Source organism: Streptomyces sp. DvalAA-43, from assembly GCF_900091725.1.
Classification (GTDB): Bacteria; Actinomycetota; Actinomycetes; order Streptomycetales; family Streptomycetaceae; genus Streptomyces; species Streptomyces pulveraceus.
In genome coordinates this window covers 1-17,671 of sequence record NZ_FMBW01000007.1, presented here as the reverse complement: position 1 = coordinate 17,671, position 17,671 = coordinate 1, and the positions used below count along the sequence as shown (strand labels likewise).

Genomic DNA, 17,671 nt, shown 5'->3' with positions numbered 1-17,671 from the left:
GCCCAGACGCCCCACCATCGGCTGCATCGACTTCCGACGCCCGTCCAGCAACAGACCTCGCAGATACAACCGGCCCTTCGCCCGCTGGTCAGCGCGTCTCAGCGAAGCGAACACCTCCCCGGCGAACTTCTCCAACCGGCCACGACACAAAGCGAGTTCATCCGCCCTTATACCAGCAGGAAACCACGACAGACCTTTCCCGGCCTCGCCTACGGCATCAGCGTGCCGACATCCAGGTTACGAACGTCTGCTTCACCTCGACGGGCAAGGTGAGCGGTTATGTTCCTTGATCAGCGGTTTGCTATTGATCCGAAATACTTTGAGTTCGGATCAAGGATATGAATCTTCCCCTCCGGCAGGTAATTACATAATTCCCTTCCAGTTCCACGGCCGCGCCCCTTCGCGGCCACGCAAGCAATCGACGCGATGCTGGGCCTGGTCAGCCCACTCTGGGTTGCCTTTAGCATGTTGGGCAGCATACGTAGCCATGCGGAGTTCCCGGATGCCCGCAAGGATGGGATATCCGCCCCATTCAGTAACGTCATACCCGTATGCTGCACAGAACTCGTCGTACTCAGCCGACGTAGCCGCCCCAGTGGTCCGGGCCCGTACGGCTGTCGAGACGAGATCCCATTCGGGTGGCCCCAAGGAAAAGCGCTCCAGATCAATCAGCAGCGGGCCTTCAGCGCTGTGGATAAGGTTGCCGGGCCAGGCATCTCCATGCACGACGCAATCTGCACGTCCCGATGGGCGCTCGGCCCACGCGCTCTTCAAATCCGCATAGAGCCCCTTGAGCCAATCACGGTCTCTATTGTGAAGAGTCGTTGCCACGCTCAAGCGCTCACTGATGCGCACGAAGGGGTTCAAGTACCCAAGCTCGAAATTGGGGGCCGCCAAGGCGTGAAGTTGCTTAAGGAGCTGAGCACTCTCCGTCGGGCTGCCATGCCGGTTAGGCGGCAGCTCCTCCCAGAAGGTGACGGGATGGCCCGCAGCCTCAACTGGCTGTCGAATGGCGGCGAGGTGGACTACTGGCACGTGGTTAGCCGTCAGCCACTGGGCGACCTGTACCTCCCGGAGCGCCGCAGCAGACTGTCCGGGCCGCGCGATGCGGGCGACGATACGGTGCTTGGGCAGTCGCCATGTTTGGTTCTCGGCTAGTCGGATAACCTCGGCACCCTTGGGATCGAGGCCAGCAGCCAGACATGCCTGCTTGAGCACTTCCCGAGCGTGGGCCGATACCGAGCTCTTCATGCAGAGACCGTAGTGGCAATGCGTTCCTGCAGGACGATGGCCTCCGCCACCTTGTTGTGCTTGGCGGCAAACGCACCGAGCTGTCGTAGATCGTCGGCTGCCCGACGAGAGGTGAGTCGGCCGACCTCGTCCAGAGCATCGTGCCCAATAGCAGCCGCTTGGCGTGGATCGCCTTTGGCCATGATGAGCGCAGCAAGCTTCGTGCGCGAGATGGCCCTGGATCGCTTATAGGCGTCCGAGTGTCCCTTCACTGCGGTATCGAAACGGCGTGCCGCCCTACCCGGGTCTTGATCCGCGAGGATGACGAGGTCGAACAGGCCGTGCGCTGTATCGCCGTTGTGCTGGGCCTCGTCGTAGTAAGCCATCCACGGAGGATCGTCAGTCGGACGGGCGTGGGAGAATGCCTCGTCGGCTTCTCCGACGGCAGCCATGCAGTCTCGGACGTTGCCCATCTTGCCGAAAGCTCTCGCCCGTGCAGTGTGGAGCATCGCACGTTCGGTAGCCGTAAGCCGATCGGCGCGCACCAGGCCCTTCTCAGCGTGAGTCAGCCCGTCGTCCGGCTGGCCGAGCCACACGGATTGCCTGGCGAGATACGAGTACGCCTTGGCTCGTAGGTGCCAGTCCCCGGCTTCTTCGGCGCGGTCTGCAGCGAAGAGGAACGTCCCTGCGGCGTAAGGGTGGTTGTAGGTGTCGAAGGCCGAGGCGCCGACGACGATGCCGAGCCTTGAGACAGCTGCGAGGAGGCCGGGACGAATGTGCTCTGGACACGCTGCCCCGAGCAGTCCCGCGGCCCACTGCATTGCACGGCCGGCGACATCTCCGACCATGCCTCCACCGCCGAACTTGTTGTCCCATCCGCTGATTGCAGTAGCCACTTCCTGGACCTGGACGACGTCCTGGGCGCCGATCGAGGCTGGAAGCGTCATCTCGGTTGGCGCAAAAGCTGCCTGTGCGAGGTCTATGGGTGTGATGGCCGCCAGGCCGCTGACTTGGAGGAACGCACGTCGGTCCACGGGCTCAGAGCTCCCAAGGCGAGGAGGTACTTCATTTCTGCCCAGGATGCGGCCTCGCTGTACCTGAACCTTCGCCTCCGCCCCCCTGCAAGAGCGGTTATCGGCATCAGGGCGCTTTTTATCGGCATCCCGGTTGCCGAAAGCCATCGGCCATGCCCGCTCGAAGACGCCGCCAGTCCCTAGTACCCGGTCCAGACGCTGGGCGACCTCCAGTCGACACGCGGGATACTGCCCCTTCTCGATCGCCAAGATCATGTCATCGCTCACCTGCACTAACCTCCCCAGCGACTTGGCCGAGAAGCCTTCAGCCTTACGACGGAGACGCAACTCGCTCCCGAGCCACTCCTGCGGTGAGGCTCCCGGATTGAGCGGCTTTTCTGGCTGCGGCATGTTCACTTCCCATCCTCGCGATGCCGAACTCTTCGGCTCTCGGCATCAGAACCTGCGCGACGAACGCGCACTCTGCCTCAATGGTTGCTGATCGGTTCGGTCCCAGTAGACACCGCGACCGTTCCCCGATGTAGGGCTTCCGGCGCAACGGTTGGAGCACCGATGAGCACACTTCTCGAAACCCCAGGCGCGGGCCACTTCCCCCGTGCCGCCTCGCGAAGCAGCCGGGGCCAGCTCGACATGCGGTTCCAGCTTGAAGACAGACACTTGGGCCTTGCCCGAGGCGTAGTACGCCACCACCTCGCCTGGTGGGACGTCAGCGCTGAGATCATAGAAGTCGTGCTCCTCGCCGTGAACGAGCTGCTGACCAATGTGTTGGTGCACACCAACCCGGGCGAGGACAGACTTCCCTCGGCAAATCTGCTCGTCCAACACGTTCCGGGAGGCGTGACTGCGGTCGTACGCGACGAGGATCCTCGCCCGATCACGCGGAAGCCATCAGCTCTTCTCGACTCCGGAGGGCGTGGCCTGGATCTCGTAAGGGCGCTGGTCGATGAGTTCTCGGTAGCAGTGTCCGGCCAGGGCAAGGACGTGTGGTTCTTCGTTGCGGATCCCGCAAGTCCTGCCCCACGGAACACGGGCCCCGCAGACTCATGATGCGCGCAATGTCCACCACAAGCGACCGATGTCCGCCGCAGGAGGTGCTCGGCAGGGCGCGCAAGGCCGGCTACGGAGTAGGCGGTCGCCGCTGGCGGCCTGCGTCACCGCACGCCCAGGTCGTCGCTTCCCAATTCGGTCTCCCCCAGCGGCTGGTGGCAGTACCAGGGATGGCAGTCGCCAATCACCCAATTCGATCACGACGTTCGGAGGCTCCTTCATGTCGCCGCATAGCGAAATCCGCTGCAGATCGGGCGCGTTGGCGCACGCGGCCCACCGCGATCTGGCGCCGGAGATGTCGGCGTCCAGCAACTGGACGGGCGCTGACAGCGCTCGGCTCCGGGTGTGGCCCGCGTCATTGGAGCGCCCGCCGAGCAGTGGACAGCTTCTTCGGCTCCGTCAGCAGTTCCATCTGGCCGCCAAAAGGCGCGTACATCGCGCGGGTGGTCGCGAACTCCGCCTGCTGGGTTACAGCTTGGTGCTGGGAAGGGGAGCCAGTCCGGATGAGGACTGGAGCACCCTCCAGGCCGAGGCCGACCAGCGTGGATACGTGATGGGGCCGCGGTTCCACGACGTGGCTGTCCCTGCGGCCACGACGTACTTGCCGGGGTCTCGCGTCGGCCGTGGCGTCTACACGCCGCCGTGGGCACGGCCTGGCTGGGGGGAGGTCGAGCGGCTGATCCGAGGCGGCTTCGCGGATGGCGTGATTGTCCTCGACCGGCACCAGATCAGTTCCGATGACGGCGAGTACCACGCTGTGATCAAGGAGCTGGGCGAGCGGTACCAGGCGTGCGTCCACCTTGTGGTTCCCGAAGAACCGGCTGCGCCGACTTGAAGGCGTCCTGTGCGGTGGATGGATGCGCAGGGCTGGGGCTGGCGACAGATCAGCGCCCAGTTCCTGCTCGTCGTGAGCATGTTCGCCGTGCTCGCCATCGCCTACTGCTCCGCCTGATCAATGGGATCAAGAACTCAAGGGAATCTGTCTGATGGCGAGTACATCTCTCAACTTGTTCGGCTCCGCTCATCTTCGTGATCCGTACCCTGCCTACGCCGCGTTACGCGCGATGGGGCCGGCGGTACGGCTCATCACGCAGGACGTGTGGGCCATCCCTCGGTACGCGGACGTACGTGCGGTGCTGCATGACAGCAAGCACTTCGTCTCGGACGGGATCGCTCTCACCGACCTGGCCAACCGGGAGATTCTTTCCGGAACGGTCCTGTCCTCCGGCGGCGACCGGCATGTGCGGCTGCGGCGGGTGCTGTCGAAGCAGCTTTCCGCCCGCTCCGTCAAGCAGCTGGGCCAGGAGCTCCGCACTCGTGCCGGCCTCCTCGTCGACGAGCGCATCGACTGTTCCGGCACGTTCGACGCGGCGGCGCTGTCCCGGCAGATGGCAGGTGACACCGTGATGCGGCTCATGGGACTGCCCGAAGAGGTATGGCCCCAGCTCGGCAAGAGGACGGCCGCCTTCTTCGATGTCTGCGGTCCCGACGGGCCCCGCTACCAGCAGGCCCTGCCCCTGGCGACTGCGATTGTCCCCTTCCTCCACGACACCGTCACCCGCGACACCGTTGCAGAGGATTCGTGGCTGGGAGCCATTTACCGTGCGGTCGACGGCGGCGAGCTCGACGAATCCGACGCGATCCCTCTCGCGTCCGCGTACGCCGTGGCCGCGATGGACACCACGGTCCTTGGTCTCACCGAGGCCATCCGCCAGCTGGCCCACCACCCCAAACAGTGGTCGCTGCTTCGCCAGGACACCTCACTCGCCGAGAATGCCATCCACGAAGCGCTGCGGCGCGAGGCGCCAGTACAGGGATTCGGGCGCCTGGTCGCCAAGAGGGTGCGGCTGGGTGATACGTGGATCGAGGCCGGCGAGCAGGTGTGGCTGCTGTACGGGTCGGCCGGCCGCGATACCGACAAGTGGGGTGTCGCCGCCGACACGTTCAACATCCGCCGCCTCAACGCCCGTGATCACTTGGCTTTTGGCGCGGGCCGGCACGCGTGCGCGGGCGTCCCGCTGGCCCTGATGCAGGGCCGAACACTGCTCGAAGCTCTCGCGTCCCGGTGCATCCGCCTCTCACCGGCAGGCGAGGCAAATCGGATGCTGAACAACGTGTTGCGCGGCTGGTCGCGTGTTCCCATCGCCGCCCAGTTGACCGGGCCGCTCATCGGATCCAGGCAGCCGCAGTGATTCTGCGCAGCGACAAGCTGTTCCACCGCTCGACGGCCGACCGCACGGCTTCCGCGCAGGGCGGCTGCCGACCGGCCCACGATGACGGCCGTCGAAGGCGTCGGCGTGGGCCTGGTACCTGATTTCCGCCTCCGAATCGCCCCAGCGTTCCCCTACTACGCCTGCAAGGAATCTCAAATCTTGACCACCCAGAACATAAGCCCGTCAACCCTCGCTGAAGCTGCAAACCGAAGCAACCGGGAGCCATCCAGCCGCACGGACGCAGCCGGTCACGTCGATTTCGCCCTGGACACGCTGAACACTTATGCATCGCTCGGCCGTGTCCGCACGTACCAGGAGCGGCAGTCGAATTCGGGAAGCCCTGATATCTTCGACCGGCTTGAAAGGATAGCCGAATCTGAGGACTGGGGTGGGCCCACGCCCGACCCCTCCGATGATCTCGGTGTGCTCAGGTACTACGTGCATCGGCGGTTCGATCGAGCCATTTTCGAGGAAATGGTCTTTCCGGACACCGAAAGCCTATTGAGTGTCTTCAATTCGGGGCTTGTGACGGCGCGACAGGATGACATCTACGGCCTTTTCGTACCGAATACGCACACTGACAACCCGCCCTGGTATTTCAGGGGCTGGCACGTGTCCGGCGACCAGCAGCTGAGCTCCTTCGCTGAACTCCCGGCACCGGCCGCCTATTCGATGGAACCGGGCGAGTATTTTCTTGACTGGAATCGACCCCTGCGGTTCAGTTCCTACTATTTTGCACAGTCATTTTCTCGCCAGTTCCCGAACGCCGTCCGGGAGATTCCGTACGGGATTGAGCTCGCCGTGGATGCTGCGGTTGCACGGTCGCTCAAAATGGCCAAGCGAAACCCTGGCACGGCTGTCCCTTCGTGGAATCATGCGAAGGGGGAGATCCAGCTTCTGCTGCCGATGTTCTTCACCGACCCGGAAATACCCTGCGCAGCCCTTTCGGTATCCCGTGGCCCCGAGAGCTACCAGGCGTCAGAGGTTATTTCGATGGACCGGGCGTACAGGCGAGCGCGTCTTGTGGCCAGGCCGTGCGCCTCTTGGCTGACCACCACCAGAGAGTGCAGCTGAGTGGCCGTGCCCGGCCGGCTCCCCTCCCGGTCCGAAAGCACCGTTGTGCCCACGTCGTCCTCGCCCGGACCGGCCAGCCCGTCGTCGTCCGAACCCCGCCACGACGCTCTCCATGGCCTTGATGTCCAGGACGTCGAGGTCCCCGGTACCGCACAGGCCCTGGAGCAGTTCTTCGGCGACCCCTGACGTGCCCACGACCCGACCGCGACAGCAGCACCTGATGAAAGAGGAAAAGAGAGATGGGTTCCGGCCGACCGCGCTTCCGCGCCCACCGCACGCTTCTCGTACGAACCGTGCTGCACCCTGGCCTGCCCGGCCCTGCGTGGCCGGACCTGGCCGACGTCACACCGGCCGGTGTGCGGTCCTGGTGTGCCTGGATGCGCGAGACGTGGCGCGCCGCGGGGTTCGCGGACGCGGTCCGGCATGCGAGTCCTGATCTGGCGCGGGCTCTCGACGCCCTGGCCGACCCCGGCGTCCGCCCGCTCGACGCCGCGACGGCCCGGGGCCTGGTTCTTTCCCTGACCGGATACATGCTGCGTGCCGCGTACAGGACCATGCCTTTCGGTCTCTTCGCCGGCGTGGCCGAGGGCGAGTTCGGCTCGCGGACCCAGGTGACCTGGGGTACCGGGCACCGGGCCGTCGCGCGGGCCGACGGCAAGTGGCTGGCCGACCTCGTCCGGCAGCTGGAGGCGGTACCCGAGATCCGGAGCCGGCTGCACCTGATCACGAACAATGCCGTCGAGGTGCGTGGTTCCCGGCTCGTCGTGACGCAGCGCCCTCTCGGATCGTCCGGCACGGAGTTACGGGAGGTCTCGCTCCGGCACACGGCCGAGGTCAAGACCGCGGTCGCCGCTGTCACGGCGTTTCCCGTGGCCTACCAGGACCTGGTAGGCGTTCTGACGACTGCCCATCCCGGCATGGCCCGGTCCGCCGCCCGCGACTTGCTTGATGTCCTACTCGATGCCCGCGTCCTCATATCCAGCCTCCAGTCCCCGGGCACCGTCACCGACGCGTTGGGCCACCTCCTCACGGAGCTGGAACGCGCCGGTGCGGACCGCATCGAGCAGACCGCCGACCTCGTCGAGTCTCTGCGCCGCATCCACGAACTGCTGGACACCCACAACCAGCAGCCGCCCGAGGCCGGAGCTCCTTTACGGGCGGAGTTGCACTCCCGCATGCGGGAACACAGCCCCGCGACCACGCCCCTCACCATCGACCTCCACCTCGACGCCTCACTGACTGTGCCCCGTGCCGTGGCGTGGGAGGCGGAGACCGCCATGGAGGTCCTGGCGCGCACCAGCCCAGAGCCGCACGGCACTGTGGCCTGGGTCCGCTACCGCGACCGGTTCCAACAGCGGTACGGATCAGACGTGCTCGTGCCGCTGCTGGACCTCGTCAATCCCGGCACCGGGTTGGGGCTCCCGGAGAACTTCCTCGGCACACCGCGTGCTCCCCGCTCCGCACCCACGCGCCGTGACCGTACGCTCCTCGCCCTCGCCCAGCTTGCCGTGGCCGAGGAACAGGAGATCGAGCTGAACGATTCGGCTATCGAGCAGCTCTCCGTCGACACACACGTACCAGCAGATGCGCCCCCGCACGTCGAGATGCTGGCCGAGGTACACGCTGCCAGCACGGCGGACCTGGATGCGGGGCGGTTCCGGCTAGCCGTGCGGTGCACGAGCCGCGGATGGGCGCACCTGTCGGGCGGTCGGTTCGCCGCCATGCTCGCCGACAACGGCTCCCCGAGCGACCTGCTCGGCGCGCTCGCCTGTCGTCCTACCCTGGCAGAGCGTGCCCTGCCGGTCCAGATGTCGTTCCCGCCGCTGAACAGCGGGGCCGCACAGATCACACGTACCCCGCGGCTCGTCGCACCCGTGATCTCCCTGTCCGAGCACCGGGCAGCCGACCGCGACGTCATTCCCCTGTCCGACCTCGCCGTCACCCACCACGACAACCAACTGCACCTGGTTTCCCGATCCCGTGGAATGGACCTCGAAGCGGCGATCCCTCACTCACTGCATCTGGAGTGCCATACCCCGCCCTTGGCGCGGTTCCTCGACGAGCTCGTCCGGGGCCAGTGCGCCCGCGTCGGCACCCAGGGCGGCGACCTGGCCGCATGGGACTGGGGCGCGGCATATCATCTGCCTCTGTGGCCCCGTGTCCGGTACGGGCGGAGCATCCTCAGCCCTGCCACCTGGAGCCTCGCCCACTCCGGCCTGCCAGGGAAGGACGCGTCCACCGCGCAGTGGGAAGACGCCGTCGCCACGCTGCGCAAGCGCTGGCAGCTGCCCGCCACGGTGTATCTGAAGTATTTCGACCGCCGGCTCAGACTGTCCCTCGACGAGCCTGCACATCTGGCGGTGCTCCGCAGCCAGTTCGACCAGCCTCGTCCCCTCGGGAAGCTGCGGCTCACCGAGGCAGAACCCGATGATGCCTTCGGCTGGGCCGGGCGCCACAGCGAGATCGTCACGCTCCTCTCCTCCACCGCACCGGCACGCCCCGCCCGTGCGGACCATGCCGGTCCACGGGCGCGACAGCGCCCACCTGCCCGGAGCCTCCCCCTACCTGAACGCCCGGCTGTTCTGCCAGCCCCAGACCAGGCGCGCGCTTCTCGCCGAGCACATACCCGCCCTGCTGACCAGCCTCGGCACGCCCACCTGGTGGGTCAGTCACGACGACGGCGACAGTCCCCACACTGTGCTGACGGTCCGCCTCCCCGGCACCGCCACAGCCGCCGGCGCGACGCGGGCCCTCGGGAAGTGGGCGAAGCAGCTGGTCGGCTCAGGGGTACTGGGTGACTTCGATATCGCCCCCTACCGGCCGTACCTGGGCCAGTGGGGCACTGGCGATGCGCTGCGGGCCGCGGAGGACGTACTGGCCGCCGACACACGGGCCTACGCACACCAGCTCGCCACGATCCGCAGCCTGGACACCCGAGCACTCACCGCCGCGAACCTCATAGCCATCGCCTCCGGCTTCTGGGGCCGCACCGCGGACGGGCTTGCGTGGCTCACGGCCCAGCCCAAACCGCGCACCACTCAGCCTCTCCCCCGCACCCTCCTGGAACAGACCCGGCTGCTCGTCGGCCCCGGCCAGGACTGGACCGGCCTGAACGGCATCCCCGGCGGCCATGAGCTGGCCGACCTCTGGCATCAACGGCACACCGCCCTGGGCGACTACCGCAGCGCACTCGGACACATCCGCACCGGCCCGGACAGTGACACCGCGCTCCGCAGCTTCCTCGACGCCCATCTCCGCCTCACCCAGGACACGCCCAGTACCAATGCCACCTCCTGGCACCTGGCACGGTCCGTGGCGCTGGCCGCCACACGCAACGCAGACCGGCGCCCTGCCTGACCAACGAACAACCCGCTCACCGCTGCCCGTCGCAGAACCACTCCCCGCCTACCACCGACGATCCCCATTCCGTCGTCCAAGCTGCCCAGAAGGAAAGGCATGCCCGCTATATCAACCCCCTCTGATGACGGAATCACCGAGTTCCGGCCCCGCAGACCGGAGCCAACCGCCGGACGAGGCCGCGCCACCCGAGCAACAGAAATGGCAGTGCTCCACCAGTCGGCCGGATACTCGCTGGCCTGCCTGACGAACATCTACAGCGAAACACCTGAGGTGATCCGCTCGGCACTGCTCGCCGAGGGCGTGGACGTAGAGGCCCATCCACGTCCATCACAAGCCCCCATCGCAGTCACCATGAAACGCCTGTACGACCTGAAGCTCAGCATCGACCGGGTCGGCTGGCTCTGCGGCTACTCGTACGGGCAAGCACGGAAGATCCTGCTCGGCACAGGGGTGCAACTGCGCCAGCGCGGACCGTCTTTGGAAACGGAGGTGGATGTAAAACGTCTGGTGAAGCTGCGTAAGAGCGGACTGAGCATCGAAGCCTGTGGCCGGGACCTCGGGATTTCCGTCGGCACAGCGCGCAATCGGCTTCTGGACGCGGGCGCGCCCGTGCGGCCGGAGCCCATCATCCTCGCCCGTCCGAAGACTCCCTTGCCCGCCTCTGTAGTCGTGGACCTTCATCTGCAGGGCTACAAGAACGATCACATCCGAAAGCTCACCGGCCGCTCGTCCAGCTTCGTCCAACATCACCTCGCACGCGCGGGCCTCCCGGCGCGGGTGAACCCGGACCCGCTGGGGATCGACACCAGGACTCTGGTCGCCGTCTACCGGCGCGTGGCCTCAAGTCGGGCCACTGCCGATGTCCTGCACATCAGTGCGGGCGCCGCACTGGCCCGGCTCTGGGAATCCGGGCAGGACATCCTCGACGTACCGGACCCGGACGCCGCCCCCCTGCATATCCCGGGGCAGGACCCGTGGCAGCGACGCCAGCAGGAGATATTCGTGCGGGCCGCCAAAGGCCAGAGAGCCTCCGAGATCGCCGCAGACCTGCGAGTCCCGGTCGCAGACGTCACTGCTGTCATGCGTATCTACCAGCACAGGGACCGCACCACGGCAGAGATTCTCTACCGACGTACTCAAGGCGAGAGCCCAGGCGTCATCGCCATCCGGATGGGACTGCGGCTCGACCGGGTCAAAGCCGTACTCGGGAAATACACCAGCCGTCCCCGCCGCTCCACACCGCTCACCAAGTCACCGACGCAGCAGAGGAATCGCCATGTCCATCGCCATCACTGCTGAACCGCCCGTCAGGGGCATCGGGGAGTACGCGCTTCTCGGAAACTTGCGTTCCGCCGCTCTGGTCCGCCGGAACGGCTCAGTGGGCTGGTTGTGCTTTCCCCGCTTCGACTCGCATGCCTGTTTCGCGGCGCTGCTGGGTACCGAGGAGCACGGCTCCTGGCGCCTGGGGCCAGCACAGGCGAATGGGATGCAGCCGCCGTCCGCGGACCGCCGCCGCTACCGCGGCAACTCCCTCATCCTGGAGTCGGAGTGGGACACCCCGCACGGAACGGTCAGAGTGACCGACTTCATGCCGCCGCTTGACGGGCCGCCACGGCTGATCCGTGTCGTCGAGGGCGTGGCCGGCCGGGTGGCGATGCGATCGACGCTGCGTCCCCGGCCCGGATACGGCCGGGTCACTCCGTCTGTGATGCACGTCGGTCGCCGCCTCGTCGCCACGGCGGGCCCCGACTCGCTCTGGCTGGACACCGTCACCGATCCCCCCATCACCACCCACGCCCACGACGGCACCATCGTCACCGACGTCACCATCGAGATCGGGCAGCGGGCGGCCTTCGCTCTCAGCTGGGGACCGTCGCACACGACACCGCCGCCGAAACCGGAGCCGGAGGCAGCTCTGGAGGCCACCGAGCGGTTCTGGCGAGACTGGACGGCGAAGACCACCTACCGCGGCCCGCACGAGGCGGCCGTGATGCGCTCGCTGATCACTCTCAAGGCCCTGACGTACGCGCCGACCGGCGGCATCGTCGCTGCACCGACCACCTCCCTGCCCGAGGAAATCGGCGGCTCCCGGAACTGGGACTACCGCTACACCTGGCTGCGCGACGCCGCTTTCACCGTGTCGTCGCTGCTGCGCACCGGGCACCTGGACGAAGCGGACGCCTGGCGAAAGTGGCTGCTGCGGGCCGTCGCCGGCGATCCAGAGAATCTCCAGATCATGTACGGGGTGGCGGGCGAACGCGACCTGCCTGAAAGGGAACTGGAGTGGCTGCCCGGCTACGCAGACTCCCGCCCCGTACGGGTGGGCAACGGCGCCGCGACGCAACTCCAGATCGACGTGTACGGCGAAGTCGCGGACGCACTGTATCTCGCCGACCTCGCCGGTCTCAGTCCTGATGAGCGCACCCTGGAACTCCTGCTCTCCATGGCCCGGCAGGTCTGCCGCCTGTGGAAGGAGCCCGACGACGGCATATGGGAAATCCGCGGAAAGCGCCGCCACTTCGTCCACTCCAAAGTGATGGCCTGGGTCGCCCTGGACCGCACCATCACGATGCTCCAGCGCAGCCCCCACCACCACGCGACCAAGATCGCCGCCCTCCAGAAGCAACGCGACCTCATCCACAGGGACGTCTGCGAGCAGGGCTACGACCCGGAACGCAACACCTTCACCCAGTCCTACGGTTCACACGACCTCGACGCGTCCCTCCTGCACCTCGTCCTGAGCGGATTCCTGTCACCGGACGACAAGCGTGCGATCGGCACCGTCGAAGCCGTCCAACGCGAACTCGCCACACCCCAGGGCCTCCTGCACCGCTACCCGACAACCGGCGCCCGCGTCGGTGCGGACGGACTTCCCGGCGACGAAGGAACCTTTCTGATCTGTACGTTCTGGCTCGTGAAAGCGCTGGTGGCGATCGGCCGGCACGACGAGGCCAGCACCCTCTTCGACAGACTCCTCGCCGTCGCCAACGACGTGGGCCTCCTCGCCGAGGAATACGACCCCGTCACGAAGCTCCAGCTCGGCAACTTCCCGCAAGGGTTCAGCCACATCGGCGCCGTCGAAGCGGCAATCGCCCTGCAAGCGGCGCAAGCTCGTGCCTGAGTCCATCGAGATCAACAACACCCTGGGCGGGCCACAGTTCGGCGCTGTCGTCCAGGCGGGCACCGTAGACGCCGTCCACTTCCGCTTCCCCCACTGCACACCACCGACCCCCTGGCCGGTGCGGCCCACCTCACCGGTGTTCAGCGATCGCGCCGACGACCTGGCAGCGCTCCTGCGGTGGCTGCGCGAGCAGCCCCCGTTCGCAGCCCCGAGGACCGTGGTAGATCGCCGACCTGGCTGCCAGGTAGCGGGAGCAGCCCGGGAATGGGCCACGCCGGGCTGGTGTGTCACCGGCGAACACGCCCAGGCCCCTACGCGTCGGGGCCGACGTGTGCCGCGAGGGGCCCGTCTACCGGCTACCGCGTACCGGCATGCACCAGCCTGCCCAAATACCACCCTCGGCCAACCGACCCGAACAGGACAAGCATGATTCCAAGTCAGCAGCAAGTGGCCCGCCGGCCAAGCGCACGCCACGAGTTCGTCTCTTCGGTCCTCGCGGCGTACGCGGAAATGTATGACCTGCCGACGCGCACGCTGCGCCTCTCCCGAACGGGGCCGCCCCCCAGTGAGGTCGCCATGGTGGTCTATCTGCCGGACAAAACCGAACAACTGGTACCCACGGACAACCTGACGATGCTGGGCACTGCCGGATTCGGCTCGGAGCCCCTCTGCGCCGATTTCCCATGCGAACTGGCCATGGAAATCAAAGGAGAGCCGGACGGAGCCTCCATTGCCGCCCTGGCCGAGGGGCTGGCCCACTTGGCCTCGGCACCGCTGGAGAGCCGCCTCCCCTTCCGCAACGGAGAGATCCTGACGAATGTGTCCCTCCCGCTCTTCCCGCAGTTCTCAACGGCCGTGCTCATCGACTGGGATTCGGTCTACGGTTTCCGGTTCCCCGCCCCGGTCGCCGAAGTCGGTCTGCTGCGCATAGTGCCTCTGTTCGCAATCGAAGCAGATTTCGTGGAGTCCTCTCTTGACCGGTGCAGGGGCTACCGCGCCCTTATCAATCGAGGAATGAACCCGGCAGACCCCCACCGGAAACCGACCGTGTGACACATGAGTCCAAGATCCCCTCTCCCAGATCGAAACGGCTGAAGGGCCGGATACCCGAGGCTTTCCGGCCGCAGGAGCAGGTGGTTCGCACGACGACCGGCCGGACGCCACCCTGCGCACCGCCAGCCTCCGCGAGCCGCAGGCCCCTCCCCGTCACCCGCACCCACCCACCGAAACCCGGAGATGCACATGACCCAGCAGAACGCTCCCGTCATCACCCCCCTGACCGCCACCGAGCGACGGGTCCTCCAAGAGATCTCCCTTGGTCGTGCGCCGGCGGTCGGCTCCTCGAACCTGAAGATGGCGCAAGCCACCTTCAGCGCCCACTCCACCCGGATCGGCCACAAGCTGCAGGCCAAGAAGCCTCCGGTCAAAGTGCAGATGGGCTTCGCGACGGGCGAACTTCCCCTTCCTGACCCGCTGTCAGCGCCAGCACCGTTCGACGGGCAGGAACGGCTGCTGTGGCAGGCCCACGCTCTGCACCACACAGCCGCCGCCATCGCCAAACACGCACGGATCGACCAGTTCGACCTCGCGGGCGACACCGCCCGCCTCATGACGAAGGCGGGTGCAGGCAACGAGGCGCACCTGATCCGCCTCGGTCACGCATACGGAGTCCTGACGGCCATCGATGTACCGACGCCGTCGCCGACCTGACCCGGCAACCGTGAGCGCTTTCCAGCCCCACGCTTATGCGTGGTGTAGGTGTCACCGCACCGCAGACGAGCCGGGGCGAGCAGGGCCTGGCATGCAGCGGAGAGACGTCGCCACCGCGTTCCGATCTCCTGACTCCTCACGGCCAGTTGCCCCGTCAGGAACCGCAGAGTGCGGCTGGACAGATCGATCTAGGACGGATAGGCAAGCACACGAAGCTCCTGGCGGACACGGGTGATCTTGGTCGAGAACCCGTCTACCAGGAGCTTCACCCTTACGCAGAACTGTCCAACTCGCAGTCAGCAAAACCAGCTTGGAAACGGCTCCGTGTCGGAGATCGCTGGACGTGAGGAGCAGCCGCAGGTGAAGTGCACCGTCGTCCCGTTGGCCATGCGGTGCCCGTGTTAATCGTCCAGGTGTCATTCGCGAATCACTATGGACGATCGGCTATTTGATCAGCCTTGCTCGACTTCAGGACATCGTGATTCCACTGCCTGGATGTTTGATCATTCAATCGGAGAGGGTGGTGAAGGCTGCGGACGGAGATCGCTGCGGCATCACACAATTCGATCCACCTCCCAGGGGGAACACCATCAATTCCGTACGGCGCACGCGCCATCTGGTCATCGCCATGCTGGCGGCAACGGCCTCCTTACTGCCGACGGCAAGCCCTGCGGGGGCCGCGGACTCCGGCACGATGACGGCTCAGACCCTTGTCCTGCCTGTGGGAACTCCGGTGCCCTCACCGGCGTCACTACGCTCCCCCGGTGCACTGCGCTCCATGGCCAGCACCGCCCGGACATCCACCGCGGCGACTACGCCGAAGGAGGTCGTCGGCCCTGCTGCCGCCTACGGCAAGCGCGCCACTGTCCCGGCGGCCACCGCTCCCCTCAACCGGGCCGCGGTACCGACGTCGCTGGCAGCGGGCACGATCAGCTACCCCGAGCCCGCCCGTTCGATGACGCTGAACGAGTGCAAGAAGAACATGGGCGGCACCGCACAGGTCTACATCAAGTCCCGCTTTGCGGTGTGCACAGCTCAGCAGGTCACGACCGTCTGGGCCACAAGCAAGGGATCGGTCGGCACCAGCACCTACTACGTGTACATTCGCGGGTCGGTGCCCAAGGAAGCCGATCGCACCATGTCCTTCGACTACGACGTCACCGGTTTCACCGCCGTGGGCACCACCGGTGTCGCCGGCCTGAAGATCGGCTTGAAGGGAGTCGTCCCCATGACCTCTCCCTCGAAAGCCAAGCCCGTCATGAACAAAGCCCTTCCGGTGACCAAGACATGGCCGCAGATGAAGGCCGCACCGCACTACACCCACACTCTGCGCTACGCGCCGGGTCAGGGCATGGGCGGAGCGCCCATGGATCTCGTGTACGCCGTCTACCAACCCGAGATCACCAGCACGCTGCCTGTCGGCTGGGTGGGCACAAGCCCTGTCACGGGCAAGCCGTTCATGTTCGCCCCCCGCTGGGACTCCGCCCCTTACCTACGCAACTCCACGGGAGCAGGTAACCCTGCCAACAAGGGGGGAGCGGCCTTCAGCATGATCGCCACGCTCGAATACAGCTCCCAGCCCGGCGCCCCGGAGAAGGCCGTTGCCGATCACATCAAGTTGGCTTTCACGAATCCCAAGGCGACCAAGCCGCTCAACGCACTTAAGGACGTCCCCGGGGACACCGAGACCCAGCCCCTGAACCGCCTCTACCTCGACAAGAAGCGGTACGCACGCAACCGGGCGGTCGCGGTCCGCGAGTGCAAGCGCTCCTGGGGCGACAAGTACGCCGACGGAGGCAAGGAGTGCGACGAATTTCCCTTCGCCTCTACCTATCAGGGATCCGCCATTGAGGAGTACGACGTCCACGTAGAGAGGAAGAATTACTCCGTAATGCCCCTGGATGGCGATGCAAACGGTGCCGCCGGCAATCTGCTCGGCGGTTTCTACATGAACAACCGAGTGATTGACGGTCCGGAAGACGGCTTCATCGTCAAGATCAACTGACTGAGGATGCGGGCTCGCCCTAAGTATTACCCTTTGGGGCGAGCCCGCTTCGTCACCGCTGGAGCCAGAAGTCGACGACGTACATCTCCACGCCGTAGGCGACACCTTCTTGCTCGGACACCTTCTTGGCCTCGGCCCTACCTGAACAGCTCACCCGGACCCGCCACCGGCCCGGGGCGCCCAGGCTGATCAGATCAGGCAAGCGGCCATGGACCGTCGACCAGATCGCGACATCCCCGGTGACCGACTCGAAGTCGACCTCATCCTGCTTGTCCCAGGGCCCACCACTCGTCTCTGGCTCCATGTCCCAGACCCGCACCCGCACCTCAGCGTCGTGCGTATGCGCGCCGCTGTACACATCAATTCTGCGCGAGTGCTGAGTCAGGAAGCCGCCTCGCTCATATGCCTGGTTGTACGGCACCGGGACCAAGCTATCGTCCGACTCCTGGAAGGCGAAACTGTTGAAGGAAACACTTACGTCAAGCACGGCTTCTCGAACCAATAAGGCCACGAAAGCACTCCATTCCTCGGTCGGCAGAAAAGATCAAGCGACACTCTAACCTCGCGCTTTCGCAGTGGGCTTTCTGCACATCTGCGGCCGCGCACTGACTGACCGTAGCTCTCGGCCGGATCAGGCGCTATCCGCCGCTGACCGCCGCAAAGGCGACTTCGGCGGCCCCGGCCCCGATGACAGCTCCGGCGATCGTCTACGCAAGCGTGTGCTCGCGCAGTTCGACGCAGGACCATGCGATGTGCCCAAGCTGGTTTGGCTGACTGTGAGTTGGACAGTGCTGCGTAAGGGTGAAGCTCCTGGTAGACGGGTTCTCGACCAAGATCACCTGTGTCCGCCAGGAGCTTCGTGTGCTTGCCTATCCGT

General features: G+C 66.0%; 15 protein-coding genes and 1 pseudogene. 12 read left to right on the top strand and 4 right to left on the bottom strand.

Annotated features, from left to right (window positions below; all coding sequences use genetic code 11):
- The 3 genes from GA0115234_RS01945 to GA0115234_RS01935 all read right to left on the bottom strand — a co-directional run.
- A partial coding sequence (locus GA0115234_RS01945; RefSeq protein ID WP_176729044.1) for a transposase occupies window positions 1-171 on the bottom strand: 171 nt, incomplete at its 3' end.
- 192 nt (window positions 172-363) lie between these two features.
- Window positions 364-1,251, bottom strand: coding sequence for an aminoglycoside phosphotransferase family protein (locus GA0115234_RS01940; RefSeq protein WP_093539066.1), 888 nt, complete (start codon window positions 1,249-1,251; stop codon window positions 364-366).
- Window positions 1,248-2,654 carry a helix-turn-helix domain-containing protein gene (locus GA0115234_RS01935; RefSeq protein ID WP_093539067.1) on the bottom strand — a complete coding sequence of 469 codons (1,407 nt, stop codon included), beginning with the start codon at window positions 2,652-2,654 and terminating at the stop codon, window positions 1,248-1,250. Before GA0115234_RS01935 ends, GA0115234_RS01940 begins: the two co-directional genes overlap by 4 nt.
- A gap of 162 nt (window positions 2,655-2,816) precedes the next feature.
- On the opposite strand from GA0115234_RS01935, the gene GA0115234_RS01930 reads away from it, so the two are divergent.
- The 12 genes and pseudogenes from GA0115234_RS01930 to GA0115234_RS01870 all read left to right on the top strand — a co-directional run bounded on the left by GA0115234_RS01930 (window position 2,817) and on the right by GA0115234_RS01870 (window position 16,794).
- On the top strand, window positions 2,817-3,311 hold the full coding sequence (locus GA0115234_RS01930; protein ID WP_093539065.1) for an ATP-binding protein: 495 nt from the start codon (window positions 2,817-2,819) through the stop codon (window positions 3,309-3,311).
- Between the two features lie 220 nt (window positions 3,312-3,531).
- Window positions 3,532-4,146, top strand: a complete 615-nt coding sequence (locus GA0115234_RS01925; protein WP_093539064.1) for a hypothetical protein — start codon at window positions 3,532-3,534, stop codon at window positions 4,144-4,146.
- A 151-nt stretch (window positions 4,147-4,297) separates the two neighbouring features.
- On the top strand, window positions 4,298-5,503 hold the full coding sequence (locus GA0115234_RS01920; RefSeq protein WP_093539063.1) for a cytochrome P450: 1,206 nt from the start codon (window positions 4,298-4,300) through the stop codon (window positions 5,501-5,503).
- A 180-nt stretch (window positions 5,504-5,683) separates the two neighbouring features.
- Window positions 5,684-6,598 carry a DUF3825 domain-containing protein gene (locus GA0115234_RS01915; protein ID WP_161275542.1) on the top strand — a complete coding sequence of 305 codons (915 nt, stop codon included), beginning with the start codon at window positions 5,684-5,686 and terminating at the stop codon, window positions 6,596-6,598.
- Between the two features lie 45 nt (window positions 6,599-6,643).
- Entirely contained in the window at window positions 6,644-6,784 is a 141-nt protein-coding gene (locus GA0115234_RS42135; RefSeq protein ID WP_161275541.1) for a hypothetical protein, read from the top strand.
- A 53-nt stretch (window positions 6,785-6,837) separates the two neighbouring features.
- Window positions 6,838-8,952, top strand: a pseudogene (locus tag GA0115234_RS01905) (lantibiotic dehydratase family protein); the annotation flags it as partial.
- A 73-nt stretch (window positions 8,953-9,025) separates the two neighbouring features.
- The gene (locus tag GA0115234_RS01900) at window positions 9,026-9,955 is read left to right on the top strand and encodes a thiopeptide-type bacteriocin biosynthesis protein (RefSeq protein WP_093539059.1); all 930 of its coding nucleotides are present in this window, start codon (window positions 9,026-9,028) and stop codon (window positions 9,953-9,955) included.
- Window positions 9,956-10,156: 201 nt separating this feature from the next.
- Window positions 10,157-11,257, top strand: coding sequence for a hypothetical protein (locus GA0115234_RS01895; protein ID WP_093539058.1), 1,101 nt, complete (start codon window positions 10,157-10,159; stop codon window positions 11,255-11,257).
- Window positions 11,235-13,079, top strand: a complete 1,845-nt coding sequence (locus GA0115234_RS01890) for a glycoside hydrolase family 15 protein (protein ID WP_093539057.1) — start codon at window positions 11,235-11,237, stop codon at window positions 13,077-13,079. The genes GA0115234_RS01895 and GA0115234_RS01890 overlap by 23 nt, the downstream gene beginning before the upstream one ends.
- A gap of 426 nt (window positions 13,080-13,505) precedes the next feature.
- Entirely contained in the window at window positions 13,506-14,132 is a 627-nt protein-coding gene (locus GA0115234_RS01885; protein ID WP_093539056.1) for a hypothetical protein, read from the top strand.
- Between the two features lie 189 nt (window positions 14,133-14,321).
- Window positions 14,322-14,789: a hypothetical protein gene (locus GA0115234_RS01880; protein WP_093539055.1), complete on the top strand. Its 468-nt coding sequence runs from the start codon at window positions 14,322-14,324 to the stop codon at window positions 14,787-14,789.
- A gap of 778 nt (window positions 14,790-15,567) precedes the next feature.
- A complete protein-coding gene (locus GA0115234_RS01870) occupies window positions 15,568-16,794 on the top strand; it encodes a NucA/NucB deoxyribonuclease domain-containing protein (protein ID WP_161275539.1) in 1,227 nt (408 codons plus the stop codon).
- A 52-nt stretch (window positions 16,795-16,846) separates the two neighbouring features.
- Here the strand turns inward: GA0115234_RS01870 and GA0115234_RS01865 are convergent, their stop codons facing one another.
- Window positions 16,847-17,305, bottom strand: a complete 459-nt coding sequence (locus GA0115234_RS01865; protein ID WP_141718368.1) for a hypothetical protein — start codon at window positions 17,303-17,305, stop codon at window positions 16,847-16,849.
- Window positions 17,306-17,671: the final 366 nt, after the last annotated feature.